Here is a 23,740-nt window from a genome sequence, read left to right as displayed (position 1 = left end):
TCGGGCCACGCGGCCCCCGCCGGCTCCGCCCGGTGGGACGGCGGCATGCGGAAGCCCCCCGGCTGCGCCGCGCGGTGCGGCCGGAGGGCCCGGGCGGAGCGGGCCGCCGCCGTCCGGCGCCTCCGCTCGTGGAAAACAGCCCGTTCAGTGCTCCCTGGGCGCGGGAACGGACGGCTCGATCTCGGGATGGACGGTGAGCAGCGCCCGCATCGCGACCTCGCCCGCGGCGCCGTCGCCGGCACCCAGCGCCTCCACCAGCCGGGCGTGCAGGCTGACCGAGGACTCGGTGGGGCGCTCGCAGGAGATCGCCGGACCGCCCGAGACCTGCAGCGCGCAGGCGACGATCCCGGACAGGTGCTCCAGCATCCGGTTGCCCGCCATCTGGAGGACCAGGCCGTGCAGCTCGGCGTCGGCCCGGGTGTAGGTCGAGAGGTCGGCCTGGGAGGCGGCGTGGCTCATGATCTCGACCAGCTCGACCAGGCGCTGCTGGACATCCTCCCGGCCGTGGCCGGAGGCGAGCCGGGCGGCCAGCGGCTCGATCGCCCAGCGGAGCTCGAACAGCTCCCGGCGCTGCTCGTCCCGCTGCGGCCCGAAGGCGCGCCACTCGATGATGTCCGGGTCCAGCAGGTTCCAGTCGCCGACCGGACGGACCCGGGTGCCGACGTTCGGCCGGGCGCTGACCAGGCCCTTGGCCTCCAGCACGCGCAGCGACTCGCGGACGACGGTGCGGGAGACCTCGAACCGCTGGCCGATCTCCTCGGGCACCAGCGGGCGGTCGGCACCGAGGTCGCCGGAGACGATCATCTGGCCGAGCTGCTGGACCAGCTGGCCGTGCAGACCGCGGCCCCGGCTGCTGGTGGTCTTGCGGCCGACCCGGGCGATGTCCGACTCGGCGCCCTCCCAGCGGGGCACCGGCGGGGTCGGCCGGTCGGCGTACGAGAAGCGGTCCAGGTCGCCGGGACCGTGGATGGGCCCATCGGCGGAACGGGCGGGGGTCATGGTGGGGTGCGCAAGGGTACTCACGCCTCCTTTGTCGGCGATCGGCAGGCGTGGCTTGAGAATTCTCGTGAAAAGCACACGAAAGGGTGATCGACCGTGACTGGATAATTGACTTCTTATCAGGAAGAACCGCGCATTACGGTCACTGCTGGTCGATCTTGGAAGTCCCGGGCAGGACCGCACCCGTGACGCGGCCTCGGGCCCGGGCGGGCGGCCCCGTGCGACGCGGCGCTACAGGGCGCGGCGGCGGGCCTGGGCCAGCAGGGCGGCCAGCAGCAGGAGCGCCGCAGGGGTCGCGACCGCGGCGAGCAGCGCCGGATCGGTCAGCGCCGCGCTCCCGGCCACCGCCTCGTGCGCACCGCCGTACACCCAGCCGTAGGCCCACTCGATCCCGGACTGGAACGGCAGCAGTTCGGTCGCCCGGGTCGGCCACGGCCTGCCGGTGCGGCGAAGCAGCAGGGCGACGCCGGACTCCAGCAGCGGCGGCAGCGCGCACAGCAGCAGCACCCCGGCCGCGGCACTGCGGGTCAGCGAGGCGGCCAGCACCCCGGTCCAGCCCGCCACCACGGTGAGCAGGACGAAGGCCAGTAGGGCGGCGGGCACCCCGTGGCCGGCCACCAGCCCGAGCGGGGCGCCCACACCCGGCAGGTCGGACAACCCGGGCACCCCCGCACCGGTCAGCGCCTCGAAGGCCCGGTCCGACAGTGCGGACGGGTCCGCCCAGGCCGCCACCGTGACGCCGTCCGGCAGCGCGAGGTGCACGGCCGCCGTGTCGAACAGCAGGGTGGCCAGCGCCAGCAGCGCCGCCACCGGGCCGATCACCACCAGCTTGGCCAGCAGCAGCCGCACCCTGCGCGGGTACGACACCTGCGAGGCCACCAGCCCCGGGTGGCGCACCTCGTGCCCGTACGAGAGCGCGCCCAGCACCCCGGCGCCGAGCGCCGCGAAGGGCAGCGGGATCAGCGGGACGGCGGCGGTCAGCAGCCGCACCCCCGCCGGGGCCGTCAGCGGGCCGTCCGGGGCCTGGCTCGCCAGGACGGCGGCCACCCCGGCGTCGCCGAGCAGTACGGCGGCGAGCAGCAGCCAGGTGGAACGCAGGCCGCGCAGGCGGCGCAGCTCGTAGGCCAGGACACGCACGGTTCACTCGCTCCGGTGGTCGTCGGGGATGGCGGGGGCTGCAGAGGTCCCCGGGGCGGCCGGGGTAGCCGGGGTGCCCGGGGTGGCCGGAGTGGCCGGGGTGCCCGGGGTGGCCGGGGTGCCCGGGGTGGCCGGGGCGGCTCGCCTGACGGGGCTCTGGGCGGCGGCGCCCCGGACGGCGGAGGCTCGGACGGCGGTCGCGCCCGAGACGGGGCGCCGGAGGCGCACGGTGTCGTCGGTGAGCAGGTCGTCGGCGCTGGCCCGGCGGCCGAGGGGCCGGACCCGGGCGGGCTCCAGCGGCGGGGCCGGGTCGTCGCGGAAGAGCCGGTCGACGGCCACCGTGGGCGCGGGTTCGTCCATGGCGTCGACCCCCGTCCGCACGGACGGCCCGGAGCGACGGCCCGGCGGCTCGGGTCGGCGGCCGGCCGAGCCGAGGACGGGGAGCGCGGCGGCCGGGAGGGCGGCGGCGACGGCCACGGCGGGCAGGGCGCGGGCGGGCAGGGAACCATCCTGCCGGGGGCGGCGGGGAGCCCCGCACTTCGGGACGGCGGCGCCTCCCGGCGCGGCGGCGGTGGCCGGTTCGGCCGGGGTCAGGGGCGGGGGCAGGGGCGGGGCCGTCGCGGGCTCGGCCGGGGACCTCACGGCCTCGCCCGGAACGGGCTCGGCGGCCGGCTCGGGGACCCGCCGGGCGGCCGGCTTCGGACCCGCCTCCCGGGCCGGTTCCCGGTTCGGCCGCCGGCCAGGCTCCTGGCTCGGACCGGTCTCGGGTTCCGGGTGGAGGCGGAGCTCGCCGGAGCGGCCCGAGCCGACCGGAAGGACGACCCGCGGCGCCGGCTGCTCGACCACCCGGTCGGCCAGCTCGTGCAGCAGGATCCCGTGGCGGTAGGCGAGTTCGCCGATCTCGGTGCGGTCGATCCCGGCCACCGCGAGACCGACGCTGCCGTCCCGGCGGACGTCCGCGCCCTGGCTGACCAGCAGATCGGCCAGTCGCGCCATCTGCGGCCCCCGGACGGCCACTTCGGGACTGAGCCTGGTCTGCCGGAACTCCGCGACGGGCTGGTCGGCCACCAGCCGGCCGCGGTCCAGGGTGACCACCCGGTCCGCGAGCTGCGAGGCCTCCTGCGGGCTGCGGGTGGTCACCAGGACCGTTCCGCCGGCGGCGCCGAAGGAGCGCAGGAAGGAGTGGAACCACTCGACGTTGCGCGGTGACAGGCCGTCGGCGGGCCCGTCCAGCAGCAGCGCGCCGGGGTCGCCGAGCAGGGCGGCGGCCAGCGCCAGCCGGCGGTGCATGCCGGGCGAGAAGGTGCGCAACCGCTGCCCGGCGACCGCGGCCAGCCTGGTCTGCTCCAGCAGTTCGTCGGCCCGGCGGGCCGGGACGCCGACGGCAGCGGCGAGCATCCGCAGGTGGCTGCGCGCCTTGCGGCCCGGGTGACCGGCCACTGCGGACTCCCCGGCGCCGGGCATCATCACCCCGACCACGCGTTCGGGGTGGCGCAGTCGGCGGTACGGGCGGTCGCCGAAGAACGTGACGCCCTGGCCCCGTTCGAGTTCGAGCATCAGCCGCAGCGCGGTGGACTTGCCCGCCCCCTCGGCGCCGAGCAGCGCGGTCACCGTGCCGGGCCGGGCGTCGAAGGTCAGATCGAGTACCGCGGGCGGAGCGCCCTTGCGATAGACCTTGGTCAGTCCGGTGATCTGGATCATCGCTGGCTGCTCCCATGCCCTCGGCCGACCTGCTCGACGCGGAGCGCCCCTGAGGGGCGGGCATGCACCCGCGCGGCTCCGCGCCAGCACATTAGGGGGCGACGGCGGCTATTCCGGGCATTGCGGGAACGGCACGGGCCCGCCGACTGCCCACCTCACCCGATCAGGGGAAAATCCGATCCTGCGATTCACGGGGGACCGGTCCGTTCCGGACCCGGGCCGCTCCGGACCCGGGCCGCTCCGGCCGGCTCCGGGAGCGCTGACGGCTCCGGGGCTTCGGGAGCTTCACCGGCATCGGTGGCCCCGGGGGCTCAGGCCGGGCGCAGCGCCGTGCCCGAGGACGGGGACGGGGCGCGGCCGCTAGCGGGGAGGCCAGGGCGGGGGTGGGAGCTGCTCGCCGCCGCAGACCGCGTGGAACTCGTCGACGGCGGCCTGGCCCTCCACCGTGATCTCGCCCAGTCGCTCCCGCTCGGCGGCCAGCCGTTCCTCCACGGCGGCGACCGCCTCGGGCGCCGCCTGCTCGACCTGCAGTGCGGCCAGTTCCTTCTCCGTGGCGGTGGTGGTCTCGTCGAGGCTCCGGTAGTCCGCCGCCAGCCCCTCGATGAGGGTTCGCTGGTTGGCGCAGTCCTCGATGGCCATCGCGGGGCTCCCTGGGCCGGAAGGCCTCCGGCCCGGCGGCCGGAGCGTCCACCGACACTCTGCGCCGCCGGCCCCGCGTTCGCAGCCAGGCCAGGCCATTCGGCTGCCTCGGGGCCGCGCACCGCGACAGGGCTGGCCGAGCGGGATCGGGACGGGGCGGGCACGGACGGGCCGGGTACGGGTCCGGCGGCGCTCAGGACTCCGGGCGGAGCATGGGCGGGTTGAGGACGGTCGCCCCGCCGGCGGTGAACAGCTGGGCCGGACGGCCGCCCTGACGCGTCGTCGTGCCGCCCGAGGGCAGCAGGAAGCCGGGGGTGCCGGTGACCTTGCGGTGGAAGTTCCGCGGGTCCAGCACCACGCCCCAGACCGCCTCGTAGACCCGGCGCAGCTCGCCGACGGTGAACTCGGTCGGGCAGAAGGCGGTGGCGAGGGAGGAGTATTCGATCTTGGAGCGGGCGCGTTCCACACCGTCGGCGAGGATCAGGCCGTGGTCGAAGGCGAGCGGGACGCCGTCGGCCGGGTTCTCGCCGAGGAGTTCGCCGACCGGGGCCCAGCGGGCGCTGCTGGCGTCGCCGCCGGCCCGGGGCGTGGGCAGATCGGGGGCCAGCACCAGGTAGGCGACGCTGACCACGCGCATCCGGGGGTCGCGCTGCGGGTGGCCGTAGGTGGCGAGCTGCTCCAGGTGGGCACCGGCCGCGCCGGGGCCGACAGCGTCGTGGCCGGGGGCGGTGTGCGCGCGCAGGCCGGTCTCCTCGGCCAGCTCGCGGGAGGCGGCCTCGGCCAGGCCCTCGTCCGGGCGGACGAAGCCGCCGGGCAGCGCCCAGTACCCCTGGAACGGCGGCTCGCCTCGTCTGACCAGCAGGGCACAGAGCGAGTGGTCGCGCACCGTCAGCACCACGAGGTCAACCGTGACAGCGAACGGGGGAAAGGCCGACGGATCGTAACGCGACATGGCGACGATCATAGTCGTCTCTCTGACGATAAGCACAGGCCCGTGCGGGGACCGCGCAGGGCCGGGGCCCCGCACGGGCCCCGTGCGGTTCGCACCCGTCCAGCGCGGGACCGGGAACGGGCAGGCGCGGCGCCGGTGACCCGGTGTCACCGTCGCGGGGGCACGAGCCCCCGCGGCGGCTCAGCGGGCGACGAGTTGCAGGTCCGTGGACGCCTCCTCCACCATCGCCACGCCGATCCGGCTCACCCGGACGGAGAACGGCTCGCCCGCCACCCGCAGGCCGGTCAGCTCCAGCTCGCCGAGCGGTGCGGTGCTGGCCGGGCGGACCAGCACCCGGCCGCCCGGGACGTCGGGCCGGACCCCGGCGAGGGCGAATACCGCGTGCGCGCCGGCGGCCGCGGAGACCGCTGCCGGGCGACAGGCGGCCGGGTGCGGCACCGGCGGGCAGCCCGGGGTGCGCTGCTCCCCCGCGTACATCTCCGGCAGCCGCCCCTCGAAGTGGGCGCTCGCGGCGAGCAGGCCCTCCAGCAGGGTGCCGGCCTCGTTCTCGTGACCGGCCTCGGCCAGTCCGGCGATCGCCAGGGCCGTCTCGTGGACCCGCACCGCACCGCCGCGGTGACCCAGCGGGTTGAACCGGGGGGACTTGGCGCTCAGCGTGCGCAGGCCCCAGCCGCTGTCCAGCTCCGGCGCGACCAGGCGCTGGGCGAGCAGCCGGGTCTGCTCGCGGTCCAGCAGGCTCTCGTACCGGCCACCGTCGACGGCGAGCCCGGTGTCCAGCAGGTGCACCAGGGAGGAGGCGACGGCGGGCAGCGGCTGGCCGCCCGGGGCCAGCCCGGCCGCGGGACGGCCACCGGACAGGTCGTCGATCCAGAACCGCTCGCGGAAGCGCCCGCGCAGCGCGGCGGCCCAGCCGCGCCAGTCCTCGGCGCCCGGCCTGCCGAAGGCCTCCAGCAGCTCGGCCCCGTGCAGGGCGGCGCGGTGGGCCTGCGCCTGGACCTCGGCGCGGGCGGCGACCGGGTGGGCGGAGCGCTCCTCCAGCGGGCGGCTCAGGTCGGTGACGAAGCCGTCGACCAGGCCCTCGCGCAGGGCGGCCAGGGCCCGCTCGGCGGCCGGGAGCAGCTCGGCGACCTCCGCCGGGGGCAGGCCCCAGCGCCAGGCCTCGGTCAGCACGGTGACGAACAGCAGGGTGGCCTCGGTGGCGGTGCAGGTGGGCGGCAGCTCGGGACCGCCGTGGCGCAGGGCGCCGGGCAGCAGGCCCTCGGTGCGGCCCGGGGCGGGGGCGAGCTGCTGACGGCGGGCCAGCGCCCGGAGGGTGCCGGCCGCCAGCCGGGTGCCGAGCGGCAGGGTCAGCCGGGCGGCCCAGAGCGCGTCGGCCGGGGCGAGGCCGAAGCGCCAGGGCGCGCCGGAGGCCGGGTAGAGGTCGGTCGGGCGGTCCGGGTCGGCGAACAGCAGCCCGCCGAGGGCGTCCAGCGAGCGGGAGACCAGCGGAGCCGCCCGGCCGTCGTCGCTGCGGACCTCCGGCTCGGACCAGGGCAGCGGGGCTCCAGTGCCGCGGCCGCCCGGCGGGCGCGGGCCGCCGACGGCGCTCTCCAGCTCGGTGTGCAGCTCGACCGACCAGCGGGCGCCGGGCTGGATCTCCAGGTCCCAACGCAGCACGCCGGCGCCGGCCAGGACGGCGTGCGGGGAGGGCTGGGCGCTGACCACGGCGCTGTGCACCGGCCCCGTCCAGCGCAGCCCGGCGGACTGCACCTGGCCCGGCAGGTCGGGCTGGCGGTGCCCGGCGGCGATCTCGGCGACCGGGCCGAGGTCGGTGCCGAGGGCTATCTCCAGGGGCAGCCGGGCGGGCCGCGGACCGGTGTTGCGCACGACCACCGTCTCCACGCCGTCGGCGTGCCGCAGCCGTTCGACGGTGAGCGCCGGGTCCGGGTCCAGGTCGCCGGGGACGCGGACCGCGCCGAGGAAGCGGGCCTGGGCGGTGCTGGTCAGGGTGCCCTGGAGCGGCAGCGGCTCCATGCCGCCCAGCCGCAGCTCCATCCGGGCGAGCACCCGGACGCCGTTGCGGTAGAAGCCGTGCAGGCCGTGGCCGCGCAGCTGGCCGTCGGGGCCGGAGGCGGCCATCGCCGGGGCGTTGACGCAGATCACCGCGTGGTGGACGGCGGGCGGCTGCGGGCGCGGCGGGGCCGCGGGTCGGCCAGGGCCGACCGGTGCGCCCCCGGGCCCGGCCACCGGGGCCTGGTCGGGGCGGCCCATCGGCCTGGGCGGCGCGCCGACCACGCTCTCGGCCGGCATGGCCTGTGGTGGCCTCATGGCGGTCACCGGACTCTCCTCCCCTCGGCGGTCCGGTGGCCGGGTCAGGCCGGTGGGCCGCGAGCGTGCTCGATCGCGTGCTGGTGGTGCCGGGCCGGCGGGGCCGTCCCGTCGGCGGATGTGCCGTGTCTGGCCGTACCCGGCGGTGGGTCGTGCCATGCGGTGCTCGGTACCGGGTGGGTACCGGCGCGCCGCGCCTTCGTTCCGGGGCTCGCCGCCGTGCCCGGCACGCCGTCAGGTCCGGCGCCCCGGCCTGCCGGTGACGCCCTTCCCCCGCGGCCCGCGCCCTCCGGGCCGTACGGTCCCGTGGCGGCGGCCGGTCGTGGCGCCGCACGCGGTCACCCAGCGCTGCCGGTGCCCGGGCGGCCGGGTCCGCTCCGCCCGGCGATCGGCCCGATCGGCCCGCCCGAACCGGGTGCAGGCCCCCGGGGGTGAACGCCGCGCACCGCCACCAGGTCACGCCCCGCCGCTGCACCGCTGGTCAGGGCGGCCCGGCTCGGCGGTCGTACCGCTTCCATCGGATCGTCACCGGGGCCTCGCTGCGGGCACGTCACCCTCCGCCCTCCGGGGCCGGCGCCCATCGTCCGGGCCGCTGCCGGGGCCGGCTCGGGCCGTCCGCCGGTCGGGCTCGGCCGTCCGATCGGACGGGCGGGGCGGTCGAACCGGTGCTCGACCGCCGCCAGGATACGGTGCGGGGGTCGCGGCCCCCGCACCCGGTGACCCCGTGAACCGCGACGCCATCGCTGTGACCAGCAGAGACCGAGGAGTTGCATGTCCACCATCAGCCGGCTGCCCGGGATTGTCACGACCGACCACGTGTTCCAGCTGCCGCTCGACCACGCCGCCCCGCAGGGCGAGCAGATCGAGGTGTACGCCCGCGAGGTGGTGGCCACAGGCCGCGAGCGGGACGACCTGCCCTGGTTGGTCTTCCTCCAGGGCGGTCCCGGCGGCAAGGCCGCCCGCCCGCTCGGCCGGGACTCCTGGCTGGAGCGCGCCCTGGACGACTACCGGGTGCTGCTGCTCGACCAGCGCGGCACCGGGCGGTCCACCCCCGCGACCCGGCAGACCCTCGCCCGGCGCGGCGGCCCGCAGGAGCAGGCGGACTACCTGGCCCACTTCCGGGCGGACTCGATCGTCCGGGACGCCGAGCTGATCCGCGAGCGGCTGCTCGGCGCCGACCGGCGCTGGAGCGTGCTCGGCCAGAGCTTCGGCGGCTTCTGCACCCTCACCTACCTCTCCATCGCCCCCGAGGGCCTGACCGAGGCCTTCATCACCGGTGGCCTCGCCGGCCTCGGCAGCTCGGCCGACGACGTCTACCGCACCGCCTACCCACGGGTGGTCCGCAAGAACGAGGACCACTACGCCCGGTTCCCGCAGGACGTCCAGGCGGTGCGCCGGATCGCGGCCCACCTCGCCGACTCCCCCGCGACCCTGCCGGACGGCGGGCTGCTCACCGTCGAGGCGTTCCAGCTGCTCGGCCTGCTGCTCGGTGGTGGCAACGGCTCCGGCACGCTCCACTACCTGCTGGAGGAGGCCTGGGTGGAGGGCGCGGCCGGGCCCGAGCTCTCCGACACCTTCCTGGCCGGCGCCCAGGCCCAGCTCTCCTTCGCGGGCGGTCCGCTGTACGCGGTGCTGCACGAGTCGATCTACGGCCAGCGGTCGGTGGACCAGGGCGGCACCGCCTGGGCGGCCGAGCGGGTCCGCAAGGAGTTCCCGCAGTTCGACGCCCGGGCCGCGCTGGAGTCCGACGCGCCGGTGCTGTTCACCGGGGAGATGATCTACCCCTGGATGTTCGACACCGACCCGGCGCTGCGCCCGCTGAAGGAGACCGCGGACCTGCTCGCCGCCCGCACCGACTGGCCCGACCTGTACGACCGGGCGCGGCTGGCCGCCAACACCGTGCCGGTGGTGGCGGCGGTGTACCACGACGACATGTACGTGGACACCGCCGACTCGCTGGAGACCGCGCGCGCGGTGCGCGGCCTGCGGGCCTGGATCACCAACGAGTGGGAGCACGACGGCCTTCGGCTGAGCGGCGGCAAGGTGCTGGACCGCCTGATCAGGATGGCGCGCGGCGAGGCGTAGCCGCCCGCGGGCCGGCGCCGTGCCGCGGGGCTCAGTGCGCACGGTGGCTCCCCCTCCCCGCCCGCCGGACGCCCCGGCAGCGGTGGAGGCCGGTCCGGACCGCGGCGGGCGCGCACGCCGCGGCCCGGCCGAGCCGCAGGCCCCGGGCGGACCGCTCGCCGGCCGCCCGGGTGTGCCCGGGCTGCTCGACCCGTCCGGGCGCCGGGAGCAGGGCGACCGCCCCGGCGGCGCCACCGCCCGGCTCCGTGCTGTCGGGGCCGTCGGGGCCGTCGGGCGCGCCCGGCCCCGGATCGGCCGGTGCCGATGCCGTGGACGAGCCCTTCCGGCGACCGCCCCGCCGATGCCGTCGGCCACCGGCGGACCGCCCGGGCCGTTCACCGGGAGCCGCACCCGCCCCCGGGACGGCGGGCCCGGGAGCCGCCGCGCCACCGGACGGCGCTTCCTGAGCGGGCGGTGACCCCTCGGCGCCCGGCGCTCCGCCGACCGGGGGCCGCGGTTCGTCGACCGGGGCCGCCGCGGCCTCGGACTCCTCGCGCCGCCGCCGCTGGGCCTCGACGGCGGCCAACAGGCCCTGGGGCGTCATGCCGTCGTTGAGCGACTCGTAGAGCAGTTCGGCCAGCAGGTAGCCCGGGGCGAGCCGCAGGACGTGGCCGAGCACGACCCGGGCCGTCGCCGTGTCCCCCGCGACCCAGGACGTCCAGGCCAGCAGGGTGAGCGGGGCCACCGCGCAGCCCTCGTAGGGCGGCACCGCCCGCCGGGCGAGGAAGCGCCAGAGCCGCTCGGCCGGGGCCAGCTCGTCGGGCCGGGCGTACTCGACGCCGCGGTCCCGTACCAGGCGGTCCCGCAGGGCGAGCAGCAGTTGGGCCGTCCGGTCCGGATCGAGTTCCCCGGCCCCGGCCCGGAACTCGGCGACGGCCTGGTCGAGCAGGGCGATGCGCTGCTCCCTGGCGAGGGCGTCCACGGCCTCCGCCCGGGCGAGCGCGTCGCACTGGGCGACGGCCTCCGGCGGACCGACGGGCTCCAGCCCGCCGATGATCGCCTTCCGGCTGCCGCGCGGCACCAGGCCGGCGACCGTCGCGGCGGCGGCCGCCGGACCCGGGTCGGGGCTGCGCCGCACCGGATTGCCCGCCGCGTCGCAGCAGCCGTCGCCGCGGCAGAGGAAGGACCACCAGCGGCCGTCCGAGACGCACAGCGACTCCTTGACGGCCACGCCCCGGCGCCCGAAGGCCGCCCGGAGGGCCTGCGCCAGCGGCCGCAGCCCGTCCACCACCGGAGGGGCGTGGGCCGTGCCGGGATCCTGGCAGAGGTAGAGGAGCACCTGGAGCGGCCGGGAGCCGTGCCGCTCGGAGAGGGCGACCAGCAGGGCGGCCGTCTCCTCCGCCGCGGCCGGCCACTGCGCGGGCGACCGCGGCAGATCCGCCCGGATCACCCCGCCCTGGTGGAGGCCGGGGCCGTGGAGCCCGACCGCGACGATGCTGTCGTCCGGGTAGAAGCCCAGGAAGTACGGAAGCAGCTCGGCCATGTCGGCCGGGCCGCGCATGACGACCGACCGGTGGTCGGAGGCCGGACCGAGGGACAGAATGACGTGTTCGTTGTTCATCGCGTTCATGGCCGCAAGAGTGGACGCAATCCGCGGACGACACCGGAACTAAGTTTTTTCCTGTGGATAACTCCGCCCCCGAATTTTCCTTCGCTCATTCGAAGTAGGCAAGACTCACTCCCACGGGTGGATTTTGTCCGCCGTTCAGCGGATCAGCGGATGAAATACACCTCGCCTTCCCCCGCTTCCCCTCCCCCGCATTCGTCGCTTGTCAGCGGTACGGGGTTACATGGACGCCATGCAGCAGCCCGACACCCACACCACCGCCACCGCCGACCGCGCCGAGGTCCGGGCGCGGGCCGAGGCCGTCCTGCGCGAGCTCGCCGGCCCCGGAGCCACCCTGCGCGAGGACCAGTGGACGGCCATCGAGGCCCTCGTGGTCGACCGCCGCCGTGCCCTGGTCGTCCAGCGCACCGGCTGGGGGAAGTCCGCGGTCTACTTCATCGCCACGGCCCTGCTCCGGGCCCGCGGCTCCGGGCCGACGGTGATCGTCTCGCCGCTGCTCGCCCTGATGCGCAACCAGGTCGAGTCGGCCGGCCGGGCCGGCATCCACGCCCGCACCATCAACTCGGCCAACAGCGACGAGTGGGCCGCGATCCAGGAGGAGGTCGCCGCGGGGAAGGTCGACATCCTGCTGGTCAGCCCCGAGCGGCTGAACAACCCAGACTTCCGCGACCAGGTCCTGCCCGAGCTCGCCGCCTCCACCGGCCTGCTGGTGGTCGACGAGGCCCACTGCATCTCGGACTGGGGGCACGACTTCCGCCCCGACTACCGCCGGCTGCGCACCATGCTCGCCGACCTGCCGGCCGGCGTCCCGGTGCTGGCCACCACCGCCACCGCCAACGCCCGGGTCACCGCGGACGTCGCCGAACAGCTCGGCACCGGCGCCACCGACGAGCACGCCCTGGTGCTTCGCGGGCCGCTCGACCGGGAGAGCCTCACCCTGGGCGTGCTCTCCCTGCCCGACCCGGCCCACCGCCTCGCCTGGCTGGCCGACCACCTCGAACGGCTCCCCGGCTCGGGCATCGTCTACACCCTGACGGTGGCCGCCGCCGAGGAGGTGACGGCCTTCCTGCGCGAGCGCGGCTTCCCGGTGGCCTCCTACTCCGGCCGCACCGAGGACGCCGAGCGCCGCACCGCCGAGGCCGACCTGCTGGCCAACCGGGTCAAGGCGCTGGTCGCCACCTCCGCACTCGGCATGGGCTTCGACAAGCCCGACCTCGGCTTCGTGGTGCACCTCGGCTCGCCCAGCTCGCCGATCGCCTACTACCAGCAGGTCGGCCGCGCCGGGCGCGGAGTGGACCGGGCCGAGGTGCTGCTGCTGCCCGGGCGCGAGGACGAGGCGATCTGGCGCTACTTCGCCTCGCTGGCCTTCCCGCCGGAGGAGCAGGTGCGCCGCACCATCGACGCCCTCGCCGAGGCCGGCCGCCCGCTCTCCACCGCCGCCCTGGAGCCCCGGGTGGATCTGCGCCGGGCCCGGCTGGAGACCATGCTCAAGGTGCTCGACGTGGACGGTGCCGTCCGCCGGGTCAAGGGCGGCTGGACGGCCACCGGGCAGAGCTGGGCGTACGACGGCGCCCGCTACGCCAAGGTCGCCGCCTCCCGGGACGCGGAGCAGCGGGCGATGCGCGACTATGCGGCGGGCACCGGCTGCCGGATGGAGTTCCTGCGCCGCCAGCTGGACGACGAGCAGGCCGTGCCGTGCGGGCGGTGCGACAACTGCGCGGGGCCGCTGCACACCCCGGACGTCTCCGCGGAGACGCTGGCGGCCGCCCGGGCCGCGCTCGGCCGCCCCGGCGTGAGCTTCGAGCCGCGCCGGCTGTGGCCGACCGGGATGGACTCGCTGGGGGTGCCGCTCAAGGGCCGGATCCCCGCGGGCGAGCAGGCGGAGACCGGCCGGGCGCTGGGCCGGCTGTCCGACATCGGCTGGGGCACCCGGCTGCGCAGCCTGCTCGCCGAGCAGGCGCCGGACGTGCCGGTGCCCGGCGAGGCGGTGGACGCGCTGGTGGCGGTGCTCGCCGACTGGGCCCGGGGCCCGGGCGGCTGGGCCGGGCCCGCGACGACGGAGGGCGCCCGGCTGGAGCGGCCCGTCGGCGTGGTGACGATGGCCTCCTCGACCAGGCCGCGGCTGGTCGGCAGCCTGGGCGCCCGGATCGCCGAGGTCGGGCGGCTGCCGCTGCTCGGCGGGATCGACTACGCCGGCGGGCTGCCCCCGCACGGTGCCCGCAGCAACAGCGCCCAGCGGCTGCACTCGCTGGCCGGCGCGCTGGTCCTGCCCCCGGAGGTGGAGCAGGCGGTGGCGGCCGCCGGTGGACCGGTGCTCCTGGTGGACGACCTCGTCGACTCGGGCTGGACGGTCACCGTGGCCGCCCGGCTGCTGCGCCGGGCTGGGGCGAGCGCGGTGCTGCCGCTGGTACTGGCCGTGCAGGCGTGACGGGACGGCGGAAGGCCGTCGACGAAGCCCACCCACTCACCCGAATGGCCTAACAGAAAGGATCAGGCGAAGCGATTTCGATCACACCGGCCGAACGATCCGGGAAAGGAGTGCTCACCATGCCGATGACGGTTCGCCCTGCCCTCAGGGCGCCGTGGATCAAGGCCTGGAGGCGCCTGCCCGGCACTCGGTCCGCTGTGGAACATATCCGGCAGACCATGGGCTATCGGGTGGCGTTCATCTTTTCATCATTGCCGCTCTGCCCCCGATGCCCTGAGAATTGGGAGGTACCCGAAACCCGGTCCGCTGGCCCCGCCCTTCGGCGTACCCAGGCACCCGCCTGCCCACGGGCCAGGAAGGAGGATCGTGATCAACGGTATCGACCGAGGTCAGAACCCCTTCTCCGGGAGTCCGGAACCCAGACGGGTGCTGGACCTGGAGACCTGGACCGCCTCGGGGATCCCGTTGCTGCGCGACCCCCGCGAGTTCGTCCTGGAACTGCACCAGCATCACCTGCCGCAGCCGGGCACCGTCGTGGTCGCCGTCCTGGACGCGCTCCACCGCCTCGTCGCCTCGGCCTCGTTCACCCCCTGGCCGCACGACACCGACGGCTGGCAGCACCGCAACGCGCTGCTGACGCACCTGCGCCGGATCATTCCGCACGACCTGAGACGGTCCGAGCCGACCCGGACGGCCGTACTGCTGCGCTGCCGCGACGGCGCACCCGGCTGGACGGAGCAGGACGGCGCCTGGATGTGGGCGCTGAGAGACGCGTCCGCGCTCCACGGACTGCGCTGCGGCGCGTACATCGGGCTCACCCCGGCGGGTTGGCAGGTCCTCGGGGACGGACGGGGCGGACGCAACCCGCACGCGGGCTCGTGGGCCGACGGGCCGGTGCACACCGTGACGGAACTGCCGCCGCGCTCGGCGCTGGACGCCCCGCGCAACCACCGCACCCGCCAACAGGCCGCCGACCAGGCCGAGCGCGGCGAGGACGCGGCACGCTCCCCGAAGTCCGAGCCCCCGTGGGCAGCGGCGCGGGTCGCAGCGGCCGAACCGACGCGCCGCACCGGCACGGGCTGAGTCCGCACGGGCCACCGGCCCCACCGGGCCGTCGACGGTCGACCGCCGGCCGTCGACACCTGCCGACGCCACCGGCCCCGAGCGCCGTGGGACGGACCCCGGGCCCGGCACCGTACGACGGCACCGGGCCCGGGGTGGACGACTGTGGTCAGGCCTTGACCGGACGGCCCGGCGCGGCTCCGGCCGCGCCCACGGCAGCCGGATCGGCGTCGCCGCAGACCACCAGCAGCGCGGTCGCGCGGCCGAGCGCCTTGGTGTACGCCTCGGCGGCCCGGGCGGACGGTCCGCCGTTGACTACCAGGACGACCACCTCGCGGGTGACCGGACGGGTCAGCGCGGCGTCCGCGTAGAACACGTCCCCGCCCTCGGCGAGCTGCGCCCAGTAGCGCTCCTCACCGAAGGAGAGCTCGTGCTGCTGCCACGGGTGGGCCTCGCCGACCGTCAGCACCAGGATGTCGCCCGGATCGCGGCCGGACTCCAGCAGCAGGTCGACCGCCTCGTCGGCGTGCTCCACGGCCCGCGCCGGGGTGGCGGCGATCCGTTGGACCTCCACCTGCGGTGCGGCGGGGGCCGGGCGGCGCGGTGCCGGCCCGGGCTTGGGGATCAGTCGCGGCGGACCCGGACGGGCGGCGCGCGGCGGGACCGGGCGCGGAGGCGCCGGACGGGGGCCGGGCACCGGAGCCGGGGCGGCGACGGTGGTGGTGGGTGCGGTGGCGGGGGCTTGTGCGTCCGACTCGCGGGGGAAGGGAACGCCGGGGCCCGGGATGCTCTCGTGAATCTCCGGCTCCTCGGGGAAGACAGGCATACCCGGATATCTATCAAATGCCGGTCGGACGCGCACGGGCGCCCCACCCATTGGGCACCGGTCTCCTGCCGCCCCCTCCCGGGGCAATTCCAGACGGATCGTCAGAAACCGAGCGTCAACTGTTCGTCGGCGGACCCACGGCCGTCGCCCGCACCCTCCCGGACGCGCTTGAGATGGCGCCACTTCGGCAGTGCGTCCAAGTACGCCCAGGAGAGCCGGTGGTGCCCGGTGGGGCCGAACTCCTCCAGTGCGGCGCGGTGCACCGGGGACGGGTAGCCGGCGTTGTCGGCGAAGCCGTACTCCGGGCACCCCTCGCCCAGTTCGGCCATCAGGCCGTCGCGGTGGACCTTGGCGAGCACCGAGGCGGCGGACACGCAGATGCAGGACTGGTCGCCCTTGATCACCGTGCGCACCCGCCAGGGGCCGCCGAGGTAGTCGTGCTTGCCGTCCAGGATCACCGCGTCGGGTTCGACCGGCAGCGCCTCCAGCGCGCGGACGGCGGCCAGCCGCAGCGCCGCCGTCATGCCGAGCTCGTCGCACTCCTGCGGGGAGGCCTGCCCGAGCGCGTACGCGGTGACCCAGTCGGCGAGCACGGGGGCGAGCGCGCGGCGGCGCAGCTCGGTGAGCAGCTTGGAGTCGGTCAGCCCCTCCGGCGCCTTGCGCAGGCCGGTGACGGCCGCGCCCACGGTGACCGGCCCGGCCCAGGCGCCGCGCCCGACCTCGTCGAGACCGACGACGATCTTGGCGCCGGCCCGGCGGAGCGAGCGTTCGACGGAGTGCGTCGGGGGGACGATGGGCATGGCGTCTTCCGTTCAGCGGGGGCAGCCTCCAGCCTAAGCCCGGTCCGCGACCGCCGAGTCCGCCCGCCCGGGCGGGCGGGCGGGGCCGTCAACGGACGGACGGACGGGCGGGCGGGGCAGTCACCGGACGGACGGGCGGGGCCGTCGACGGGCGGGCGGGGCCACCGGGCCACACGCTCCGCGCGCCCGGCGCGGGCCGCCTCAGGCCCGGATCATCGGCTCCAGCACCTCGTCCACCAGCCGGCCGGCGAAGCCCGGCCCCATGTTCTCCAGCCCGCGGATCTTGACCTGGTAGAGCAGTACCGCCGGAATGACGTCCGCCACCAGGGGGGTGGCCGCGCCGGGCCGGACGTCGCCGCGCTCGGCGCCGCGGCGCAGGATCTCCAGGATGGTCCGCGCGGTCGGCTCGATGACCCGGTCGGTGACGAAGGCCTTGAAGACCTCGGCCCGCTCGTGGTCGATCTCGCCCATCAGCGCATTGAGCGCGGAGCCCACCCGGGAGGTCATCGCCTTCGTGAACCCCTCGACGAGCCGGTGGAGTTCGTCCCGCGCGGACCCGAGGTCGGGGGTGTCGTAAGGGCGTGGGAGAGTGGCGTCCAGGGCGTCGAGAACGAGTTCGTCCTTGGACGCCCAGCGCCGGTAGAGCGCGGCCTTCCCGGTCCGCGCCGCACTGGCGACCCCTTCCATGGTCAGCCGCGCGTATCCGCCGGAGGTGAGCTGGTCGAGCGCGGCCTCGAAGATCGCCGCCTCCAGCTCCTTCCCCCGGCGCCGTGCCGGCCGCCTCAGTGCCTGGTGGGCGGCCCGCACCGGGCAGAAGGCCGGGTCCGCGCCCGGCCTGCCGCCCGGCTCCGCGCCAGCTCCGACGCCCTGCCCCGTGACCGCCGCCCCGGCGTCCGCCTCCGCGGGCCGAACGGTCCCCTCCCTCGACGCCGGGTCCGCCTGACCGGCCGAGTCCGCCGGCCCTCCCGGAGGACCCCCCGGGGGGCCTCCCCGCGACCGACCGGACCGGTCCGCCACCAGGCGCCGTACCAACCGCTCCATCGCCACCATCCTTAAGGAACGCTTGCGTTCACAATCACGGCCAGGATATCGTCCCGATTAGTGAACGATCCCGTTCCTTCCAGGCCTGCGCAAGGGCGCGCGGCCACACCCGGACCGGCGACTCCGCCGAACCGCACCACCGAGCACACAGCCAGCAGGGGGCACATTCGTGGCCATCTCCGACACGCTCAGCAAGAACTCGCCACCGCGGACGGGCCAGGGGCGGGGCAAGGGCATCACCCTGACCGTCATCGCGGCCACCCAGCTCATGGTGGTCCTCGACGCGACCATCGTGAACATCGCGCTTCCGCACATCAAGGACGCCCTGGGCTTCTCCACCACCGACCTGTCGTGGGTCATCAACGCCTACACCCTGACCTTCGGCGGGCTGCTGCTGCTCGGCGGTCGCGCGGGCGACATCCTCGGCCGCCGCCGGGTGTTCATCTTCGGCACCCTGCTGTTCGGCCTGGCCTCGCTGCTCGGCGGTTTCGCGCAGGACAGCACTCTGCTGCTGGCCGCCCGCGCGCTCCAGGGCATCGGTGGCGCGATCTGTTCCCCGACCGCCTTCGCCCTGATCGCGACCAACTTCGACGAAGGACCCGAACGCAACCGCGCGTTCGGCGTTTTCTCGGCGGTCGCCGGTTCGGGCGCCGCGATCGGCCTGCTGGCCGGCGGTCTGCTCACCGAGTACCTGAACTGGCGCTGGGTGTTCTTCGTCAACGTGCCGATCGCGATCCTGATCGCGATAGCCGCGCCGCGCTACATCGCCGAGTCCGAGCGCCACCCGGGCCGCTTCGACCTGCCCGGCGCGCTCACCTCGACTCTCGGCCTGGTCGGCCTGGTCTACGGATTCATCCGGGCCGCCTCGGACGGCTGGTCGGACGGCATCACGCTCGGCTCCTTCGCGGCCGGCGCGATCCTGCTCGCGGCCTTCCTCGTGGTGGAGAGCCGCACCGACCAGCCGATCACCCCGATGCACCTGTTCGCCGACCGGAACCGCACCGGCGGCCTGGTGATGATGCTCTGCCTGGCCGCGGCCATGTTCGGCATCTTCTTCTACGTCGTGCTGTTCGTGCAGGGTCCGCTCGGCTACAGCCCACTGAAGGCCGGCGTCTCCTTCCTCCCGATCAGCGTCGCGATCATCATCGCCGCGCAGATCGCCTCCAACCTCCAGGCCAAGTACGGCCCGAAGCCCTTCATGGCGGGCGGCGCGCTGCTGGTCACCGTCGGGCTCAGCTGGCTGACCCAGATGAGCAAGGACAGCGGCTACCTGGACGGGGTGCTCGGCCCCACGGTGGTGTTCGGCTTCGGCATGGGTCTGATCTTCGTCCCGGTGATGCTGCTCTCCGTCGCCGGTGTCCCGGGCGAGGAGACCGGCGCCGCCTCCGGCCTCCTCAACTCGATGCAGCAGATCGGCGGTTCGCTCGGCCTGTCGATCCTGACCACGGTCTTCGCGCACTACGCCACGGCGGAGGCCACCGCGCAGCTGCCGAAGTTCATGGAGAGCGCGACGCCGGAGCAACTGGCCTACCTCCAGCAGCACCACGAGTTCCCGCCGGGCACGGACGCCGCCAACACCGTGCTCACCCAGGGCATTTCGCACGGCTTCATCGTGGGTGCCGCGCTCGCGGCGGTCGCCCTGCTCGTCGCGGTCTTCGCGATCAAGGCCAAGGCCAGCGACCTGCCGAGCGGCTCATCCGCCGTCGCGATGCACTGACACCGTCACGATGCACTGACACCGTCACGGCGCTCCGACGCCGTCACGATGCGGCGGCACCGCGGCCCGCGGCCGCGACACCGCGCGACAAGCCACAAGCCACAAGCAGGCGCAACAAGCCGCCGCAGGACGCAGGGCCGGCCGGGAGCAGCACGCTCCCGACCGGCCCTGCCGCCGTCCGCGGGCCCCGCCCCGGTCGTCCTACCTGTCCTCGTACGCCAGCCTCGCCCAGTCGCAGGCCGTGCGGCCGGGCGCCGTCGAGTCCATCAGCGGCCGCTCCGCCAGGATCTCCCGGGCCCGGGCGGCCGCCAGGTTGGTCGCGTACCAGGGCTTCGACGCTCCGCCCACGCCCTGACCGATCAGCTGCAGCGCACAGCTCCGCTGCGGCTCGGGGAGCCGGTCCAGGGCGGGCACCGCGTCCGCCGCGAGCCGGCGGACGTTGCGCAGGTCGATCGCCGCGGTGTGCGGGTCGGTCCGCAGCGCCCGTTCGTACCGGGTGACGTTCTGCTCGGCGACGATCGCGTCCGGGCCCATCAGGCCGTAGACCGCGGCGGTGAGCATCCCGCTGAGGACGACGACGCGCGGCAGCCAGCCGGTGCGGCGGGTCAGCCCTGCCGCGATCAGCAGCAGGAAGACGGCGCCCAGCCAGACCTCGACCACCAGCACCCAGAGCCGCAGCCGGGTGAGCCCGGAGGCGTCCACGTAGAACCACATCCTGCCGAGCGCCGAGGCGACCACGGCCAGCGCCAGCAGGCAGAGCAGCCCCAGCAGGATCCGCGCCATCCGGCGGTCGGCCGCGGTGCTGCGCGGCGCCCACCGCTTGGCGACCGCCACCACGACCAGCGTGAGCACGGTGATCACGCTCAGCTGCCAGAAGCCCTGCCGGGCGTACGCGGAGCGGCTCATCCCGGTGGTGCTCAGCACGGCGTCCGCCCCGCCGAGCACCACCACGGCCTGGATCACGGCGAAGACGCCGAACATCAGGTTGAGCGCGACCAGCGGCAGCGCCCACTCCAGCCGGCGCCGCTCCCGGCCCGGCCGGATCACCGTGCGGTCCCAGCGGCGCGGGCCGGCGGCCATGTGCGCGAAGCCCAGCGCAGTCGCCGACCCGAGCACGAACAGGACGCCGCGCCCCGGGAGTTGGTCGAGGTCGAGGTCAGGGCTGAGGCTGCCCAGCAGGTCCGCCATGGCGGCGTCGGCGCTGGCGAACAGCAGGCCGAAGACGGTCAGCAGGCCGGCGGCGACCGCGAGCGCCTTGAGCACCGGGACGATCCGGCCGCGGCCGGGCAGGTTCCGCCGGTCCACGCTCTCCCAGACCCAGACCACCGAGGGCACCAGCTGCCACAGGATGCCGGGCAGCGGGAACAGCACGCCCGCCCAGCGGCGGCCGCCGTGCAGGGCCAGCGAGGCCAGCGCGAGCGCGCCGACGGCAGCCAGCGCCCCGGGCCAGGAGGCGTCCCAGCAGGCCGGAACGGCGAGCAGGGCGAGGGCGAGCAGGCTCCACGCCGCCGTCCAGGGCCGGATCCGGCGACCGGCCGCCCGGGCGGTGACCCCTGCCCCGACGGCGACGGCGGCGCCGAGTACCAGCAGGTTGAGCCCCAGGCCGTCGAAGAGCAGCCAGGCCGTCAGCAGGCCGGTGAGCAGGGCCGCCAGGGCGACCCCGGGCCTGGCCGCCGCCCGTCGTTCGGGGTCGCTGCGGCGCAGCCACGCACCGGTCGAGGGCACGGGCGCGCCGGGAACCCGGCCCGGGCCCGGCCGCCCTTGCCGGCCCTGCGACCCCTGCAGTCCCTGCGGCCCCTGCGGCCCCTGCGGCCCCTGCGACCCCTGCGACCCCTGCGACCCCTGCGACCCCTGCGGGCCGGGGCCCGTCGCACGGTACGGGCCGTACGGGTCGTACGCGTCATAAGGGTTGTGCGGCTCGGTCGGGCCGGCCGCCCCGGCCTCCTCGGTCGCCCCGGACAGGCCCGGAACCCCGGTCGCCCCCGACACCTCGGACGCCCCCTGCGGCTCGGACGTCCCCTGCAGCTCGGTCGAACCGGTGGAGCCGGGCGAGCCGGGTGAACCGAGCGAATCGGGCGAATCGGGCGCGGCAGGAACGGACGGACCTGACATGAGTCCCCCTCAGTGGTCGGCGGGCATGCGGAGGCCACCCGTCGGGCGGTCCACCGGCGGGCGCTCTCGGCGCCCCGGCCGCTGCCGACTGTAGACCATTCTGAACAGGTTCAAAAGTCAGCTCTGAACGCGTTCAGAACGCCCTCACCACCAAGGACTCCCCCGCTACCCCTTCACCGACCCGGCCAGCAGCCCGCGAACGAAGTACCGCTGGAGACTGAAGAAGACGATCAGCGGCACGACGATCGACAGGAACGCCCCGGCCGTCAGCAGCTCCCAGCGCCCGCCGAGCGAGCCGGACAGCTGCGCCAGCCGCACCGTCATCGGCGCCACCTCCGGCGTGCCGCCCGCGAAGGTCAGCGCCACCAGCAGGTCGTTCCAGACCCACAGGAACTGGAAGATCGCGAACGAGGCCAGCGCCGGGGTGCACAGCGGCAGCACGATGGAGCGGAAGATCTTGAAGTGCGAGGCGCCGTCCACCACCGCGGCCTCCATCAGGTCGCGCGGCAGCTGGGCGATGAAGTTGTGCAGCAGGAACACCGCCAGCGGCAGCGCGAACATGGTGTGCGCCAGCCAGACCGGCGCGTAGCTGCCCTTCAGGTCCACCGCCGGAATCAGCGTCAGCGCGCCCAGGTGCGCGCCGCCGGCGAACAGCCGCAGCAGCGGGATCAGCGCCATCTGGAGCGGCACCACCTGGAGCGCGAACACCGTGAAGAAGACCGCGTCGCTCCCCCGGAACCGCACCCAGGCCAGCGCGTACGCCGCCATCGCCGCCAGTGCCAGCGGGAAGACCGTCGCCGGGATGCTGATCGCCAGCGAGTTGACCAGGAAGGGCATCAGGCCGGTGGAGACCCCGGATCCGCCCTCGAACAGCACCGAGTGGTAGTTGCCGAGGCCGAGGTCGGGGTGGAGGAAGGCGTTCCACCAGCCGCTGGCGGTCACGTCCTGCTTGGGCCGCAGCGAGGTCACCAGCAGACCCAGCGTCGGGACCGTCCAGAGCACCGTCATCGCGATCACGAAGACCGAGGCCAGCGGACTGCTGAAGGCCTTCCGCACCGGCCGCGCCGCACCGGCCGGTCGCACCGCCCCCTCCGGCCGTGCTCCCTTCGCCCGGCGCGCCGCCTTCACCTGCCGGGCCGATTCCTCCGGCCGCACCGTCTTCGCCGTCCCCTCCCGGCCGTCCGTCCCGGTCACCGGACCTCACGCTCCTTCCGCAGCTGCAGGATGTTGTAGGCCACCAGCGGCAGCACCGCGAGGAAGAGGAGCACCGCGAGGGCGCTGCCCCGCCCGGAGTTGAACTGCACGAAGGACTGCGAGTACATCTCGTTGGCCAGCACCTGGGTGCCGAAGTTGCCGCCGGTCATGGTGCGGACGATGTCGAAGGCCTTCAGGGTGATGATCATGACGGTGGTCAGGACGACCATCACCGTGGTGCGGATCATCGGCACGGTGACGTACCAGAACAGCCGCACCCCGCTCGCGCCGTCCAGCCGGGCCGCCTCCACGACCTCGTCCGGGATAGCCTTGATCGCCGCCGACAGCACCACCATCGCGAAGCCGGTCTGCACCCAGACCATCACCGCCATCAGCAGGAAGGTGTTCAGCGGCTGCGAGAGCAGCCAGTTCGGCGGATCGTCCCAGCCCACCGCGACGGCGAGCTGGCTGAGCAGGCCGATCTGCGGCTGGCCCGGACCGCGCGACTCGTAGACGAACTTGAAGATGATCGACGCTCCGACCAGCGAGATCGCCATCGGCATGAAGATCAGCGACTTGTACACCGACTGGCCGCGCATCCGGTCCACCAGCAGCGCCAGCACCAGCCCCAGCCCGGTCGCCGCCAACGGCGCGACCACCAGCCAGAGCAGCGTGTTGACCAGTACCTTCTGCACCGAGTCGGAGGTGAAGGCCCAGCCGAAGTTCTCACCGCCGACGAACCGGGTGCCGTCGTCGTTCTGGAGGCTGAGGTAGACCGTGCGGACCAGCGGCACGACCAGGCCGACGGCCAGCAGCAGCACCGCCGGGCCGAGGAACACCGCGACCGCCAGCGGACGGGCCAGGCGGCCCCGGGCCCGGCCGGCGACCAGGAAGACCACCAGCAGGATGCCGAGGAAGCCGGCGACGGCGCCGAAGGTGTTGCCGAACTTGACCGCCGCGTCGTTCCAGGTGCCGGCCGCCAGTCTCTCGGCGACCAGCCCGCCGGCGGCCAACCGGTCCGCGGCCAGCTCGGCGGCGGGTGACGGGAATCCGGATACGGACATGGCTGTGCGTCCCTTCGGGCGTGGTGGGAAGGGGGCGGGCGGGTGGGGGGGGTGGGCCCCCCACCCCCCA

The 23,740-nt window shown here is 75.4% G+C and carries 17 protein-coding genes; 4 read left to right on the top strand and 13 right to left on the bottom strand.

The window, feature by feature from the left end:
• Nucleotides 1-144: 144 nt before the first annotated feature.
• The 6 genes from ACFVHV_RS11760 to ACFVHV_RS11735 all read right to left on the bottom strand — a co-directional run bounded on the left by ACFVHV_RS11760 (nucleotide 145) and on the right by ACFVHV_RS11735 (nucleotide 7,735).
• On the bottom strand, nucleotides 145-1,077 hold the full coding sequence (locus tag ACFVHV_RS11760) for an FCD domain-containing protein (RefSeq protein ID WP_359912737.1): 933 nt from the start codon (nucleotides 1,075-1,077) through the stop codon (nucleotides 145-147).
• 153 nt (nucleotides 1,078-1,230) lie between these two features.
• Nucleotides 1,231-2,136, bottom strand: coding sequence for a hypothetical protein (locus ACFVHV_RS11755; RefSeq protein WP_380350867.1), 906 nt, complete (start codon nucleotides 2,134-2,136; stop codon nucleotides 1,231-1,233).
• Between the two features lie 3 nt (nucleotides 2,137-2,139).
• Nucleotides 2,140-3,837, bottom strand: coding sequence for an ATP-binding cassette domain-containing protein (locus ACFVHV_RS11750; RefSeq protein WP_380350865.1), 1,698 nt, complete (start codon nucleotides 3,835-3,837; stop codon nucleotides 2,140-2,142).
• Nucleotides 3,838-4,197: 360 nt separating this feature from the next.
• Nucleotides 4,198-4,476 carry a hypothetical protein gene (locus ACFVHV_RS11745; protein WP_359912728.1) on the bottom strand — a complete coding sequence of 93 codons (279 nt, stop codon included), beginning with the start codon at nucleotides 4,474-4,476 and terminating at the stop codon, nucleotides 4,198-4,200.
• Between the two features lie 193 nt (nucleotides 4,477-4,669).
• A complete protein-coding gene (locus ACFVHV_RS11740; protein WP_359912725.1) occupies nucleotides 4,670-5,428 on the bottom strand; it encodes an NUDIX domain-containing protein in 759 nt (252 codons plus the stop codon).
• Between the two features lie 180 nt (nucleotides 5,429-5,608).
• Nucleotides 5,609-7,735 carry a glycogen debranching N-terminal domain-containing protein gene (locus ACFVHV_RS11735; RefSeq protein WP_380350903.1) on the bottom strand — a complete coding sequence of 709 codons (2,127 nt, stop codon included), beginning with the start codon at nucleotides 7,733-7,735 and terminating at the stop codon, nucleotides 5,609-5,611.
• Nucleotides 7,736-8,506: 771 nt separating this feature from the next.
• Here ACFVHV_RS11735 and ACFVHV_RS11730 point away from each other — a divergent pair.
• Nucleotides 8,507-9,820 carry an alpha/beta fold hydrolase gene (locus ACFVHV_RS11730; protein ID WP_380350862.1) on the top strand — a complete coding sequence of 438 codons (1,314 nt, stop codon included), beginning with the start codon at nucleotides 8,507-8,509 and terminating at the stop codon, nucleotides 9,818-9,820.
• 31 nt (nucleotides 9,821-9,851) lie between these two features.
• Here ACFVHV_RS11730 and ACFVHV_RS11725 read toward each other — a convergent pair whose 3' ends face one another.
• Nucleotides 9,852-11,429: a DUF4192 family protein gene (locus tag ACFVHV_RS11725; RefSeq protein WP_380350860.1), complete on the bottom strand. Its 1,578-nt coding sequence runs from the start codon at nucleotides 11,427-11,429 to the stop codon at nucleotides 9,852-9,854.
• A gap of 229 nt (nucleotides 11,430-11,658) precedes the next feature.
• Here ACFVHV_RS11725 and ACFVHV_RS11720 point away from each other — a divergent pair, with 229 nt between their 5' ends.
• Together ACFVHV_RS11720 and ACFVHV_RS11715 are read left to right on the top strand one after the other, a co-directional pair.
• On the top strand, nucleotides 11,659-13,854 hold the full coding sequence (locus ACFVHV_RS11720) for a RecQ family ATP-dependent DNA helicase (RefSeq protein WP_359912717.1): 2,196 nt from the start codon (nucleotides 11,659-11,661) through the stop codon (nucleotides 13,852-13,854).
• 426 nt (nucleotides 13,855-14,280) lie between these two features.
• Nucleotides 14,281-14,937 carry a hypothetical protein gene (locus ACFVHV_RS11715; RefSeq protein ID WP_380350901.1) on the top strand — a complete coding sequence of 219 codons (657 nt, stop codon included), beginning with the start codon at nucleotides 14,281-14,283 and terminating at the stop codon, nucleotides 14,935-14,937.
• 148 nt (nucleotides 14,938-15,085) lie between these two features.
• Here ACFVHV_RS11715 and ACFVHV_RS11710 read toward each other — a convergent pair whose 3' ends face one another.
• From ACFVHV_RS11710 to ACFVHV_RS11700, 3 genes are all read right to left on the bottom strand, one after another.
• Nucleotides 15,086-15,742, bottom strand: a complete 657-nt coding sequence (locus tag ACFVHV_RS11710; RefSeq protein WP_380350858.1) for a hypothetical protein — start codon at nucleotides 15,740-15,742, stop codon at nucleotides 15,086-15,088.
• 101 nt (nucleotides 15,743-15,843) lie between these two features.
• Nucleotides 15,844-16,542: a ribonuclease HII gene (locus tag ACFVHV_RS11705; protein WP_359912708.1), complete on the bottom strand. Its 699-nt coding sequence runs from the start codon at nucleotides 16,540-16,542 to the stop codon at nucleotides 15,844-15,846.
• 201 nt (nucleotides 16,543-16,743) lie between these two features.
• A complete protein-coding gene (locus ACFVHV_RS11700; RefSeq protein WP_359912705.1) occupies nucleotides 16,744-17,349 on the bottom strand; it encodes a TetR/AcrR family transcriptional regulator in 606 nt (201 codons plus the stop codon).
• A gap of 403 nt (nucleotides 17,350-17,752) precedes the next feature.
• On the opposite strand from ACFVHV_RS11700, the gene ACFVHV_RS11695 reads away from it, so the two are divergent.
• Nucleotides 17,753-19,300 carry an MFS transporter gene (locus ACFVHV_RS11695; protein WP_380350856.1) on the top strand — a complete coding sequence of 516 codons (1,548 nt, stop codon included), beginning with the start codon at nucleotides 17,753-17,755 and terminating at the stop codon, nucleotides 19,298-19,300.
• 201 nt (nucleotides 19,301-19,501) lie between these two features.
• Here the strand turns inward: ACFVHV_RS11695 and ACFVHV_RS11690 are convergent, their stop codons facing one another.
• The 3 genes from ACFVHV_RS11690 to ACFVHV_RS11680 all read right to left on the bottom strand — a co-directional run bounded on the left by ACFVHV_RS11690 (nucleotide 19,502) and on the right by ACFVHV_RS11680 (nucleotide 23,670).
• Nucleotides 19,502-21,025 (bottom strand): DUF4153 domain-containing protein, encoded by a 1,524-nt coding sequence (locus tag ACFVHV_RS11690; RefSeq protein ID WP_380350854.1) that lies wholly within the window; start codon nucleotides 21,023-21,025, stop codon nucleotides 19,502-19,504.
• A 552-nt stretch (nucleotides 21,026-21,577) separates the two neighbouring features.
• A complete protein-coding gene (locus ACFVHV_RS11685) occupies nucleotides 21,578-22,606 on the bottom strand; it encodes a carbohydrate ABC transporter permease (RefSeq protein WP_380350852.1) in 1,029 nt (342 codons plus the stop codon).
• Nucleotides 22,603-23,670 (bottom strand): carbohydrate ABC transporter permease, encoded by a 1,068-nt coding sequence (locus ACFVHV_RS11680; RefSeq protein WP_380350850.1) that lies wholly within the window; start codon nucleotides 23,668-23,670, stop codon nucleotides 22,603-22,605. Before ACFVHV_RS11680 ends, ACFVHV_RS11685 begins: the two co-directional genes overlap by 4 nt.
• Nucleotides 23,671-23,740 lie beyond the last annotated feature (70 nt).

The sequence above is a fragment of the Kitasatospora sp. NPDC127116 genome (assembly GCF_042677365.1).
Lineage (GTDB): Bacteria > Actinomycetota > Actinomycetes > Streptomycetales > Streptomycetaceae > Kitasatospora > Kitasatospora lactacystinica.
The sequence above is the reverse complement of the archived record's forward strand: the minus strand, read 5'-3'. Positions and strand labels throughout refer to the sequence as shown.

What these genes read in the sequence shown, in the direction of transcription:
- ACFVHV_RS11750 (WP_380350865.1), bottom strand. Translation starts at nt 3,837, where the DNA reads ATGATCCAGATCACCGGACTGACCAAGGTCTATCGCAAGGGCGCTCCG.
- ACFVHV_RS11745 (WP_359912728.1), bottom strand. Translation starts at nt 4,476, where the DNA reads ATGGCCATCGAGGACTGCGCCAACCAGCGAACCCTCATCGAGGGGCTG.
- ACFVHV_RS11740 (WP_359912725.1), bottom strand. Translation starts at nt 5,428, where the DNA reads ATGTCGCGTTACGATCCGTCGGCCTTTCCCCCGTTCGCTGTCACGGTT.
- ACFVHV_RS11735 (WP_380350903.1), bottom strand. Translation starts at nt 7,735, where the DNA reads ATGAGGCCACCACAGGCCATGCCGGCCGAGAGCGTGGTCGGCGCGCCG.
- ACFVHV_RS11730 (WP_380350862.1), top strand. Translation starts at nt 8,507, where the DNA reads ATGTCCACCATCAGCCGGCTGCCCGGGATTGTCACGACCGACCACGTG.
- ACFVHV_RS11725 (WP_380350860.1), bottom strand. Translation starts at nt 11,429, where the DNA reads ATGAACGCGATGAACAACGAACACGTCATTCTGTCCCTCGGTCCGGCC.
- ACFVHV_RS11720 (WP_359912717.1), top strand. Translation starts at nt 11,659, where the DNA reads ATGCAGCAGCCCGACACCCACACCACCGCCACCGCCGACCGCGCCGAG.
- ACFVHV_RS11710 (WP_380350858.1), bottom strand. Translation starts at nt 15,742, where the DNA reads ATGCCTGTCTTCCCCGAGGAGCCGGAGATTCACGAGAGCATCCCGGGC.
- ACFVHV_RS11705 (WP_359912708.1), bottom strand. Translation starts at nt 16,542, where the DNA reads ATGCCCATCGTCCCCCCGACGCACTCCGTCGAACGCTCGCTCCGCCGG.
- ACFVHV_RS11680 (WP_380350850.1), bottom strand. Translation starts at nt 23,670, where the DNA reads ATGTCCGTATCCGGATTCCCGTCACCCGCCGCCGAGCTGGCCGCGGAC.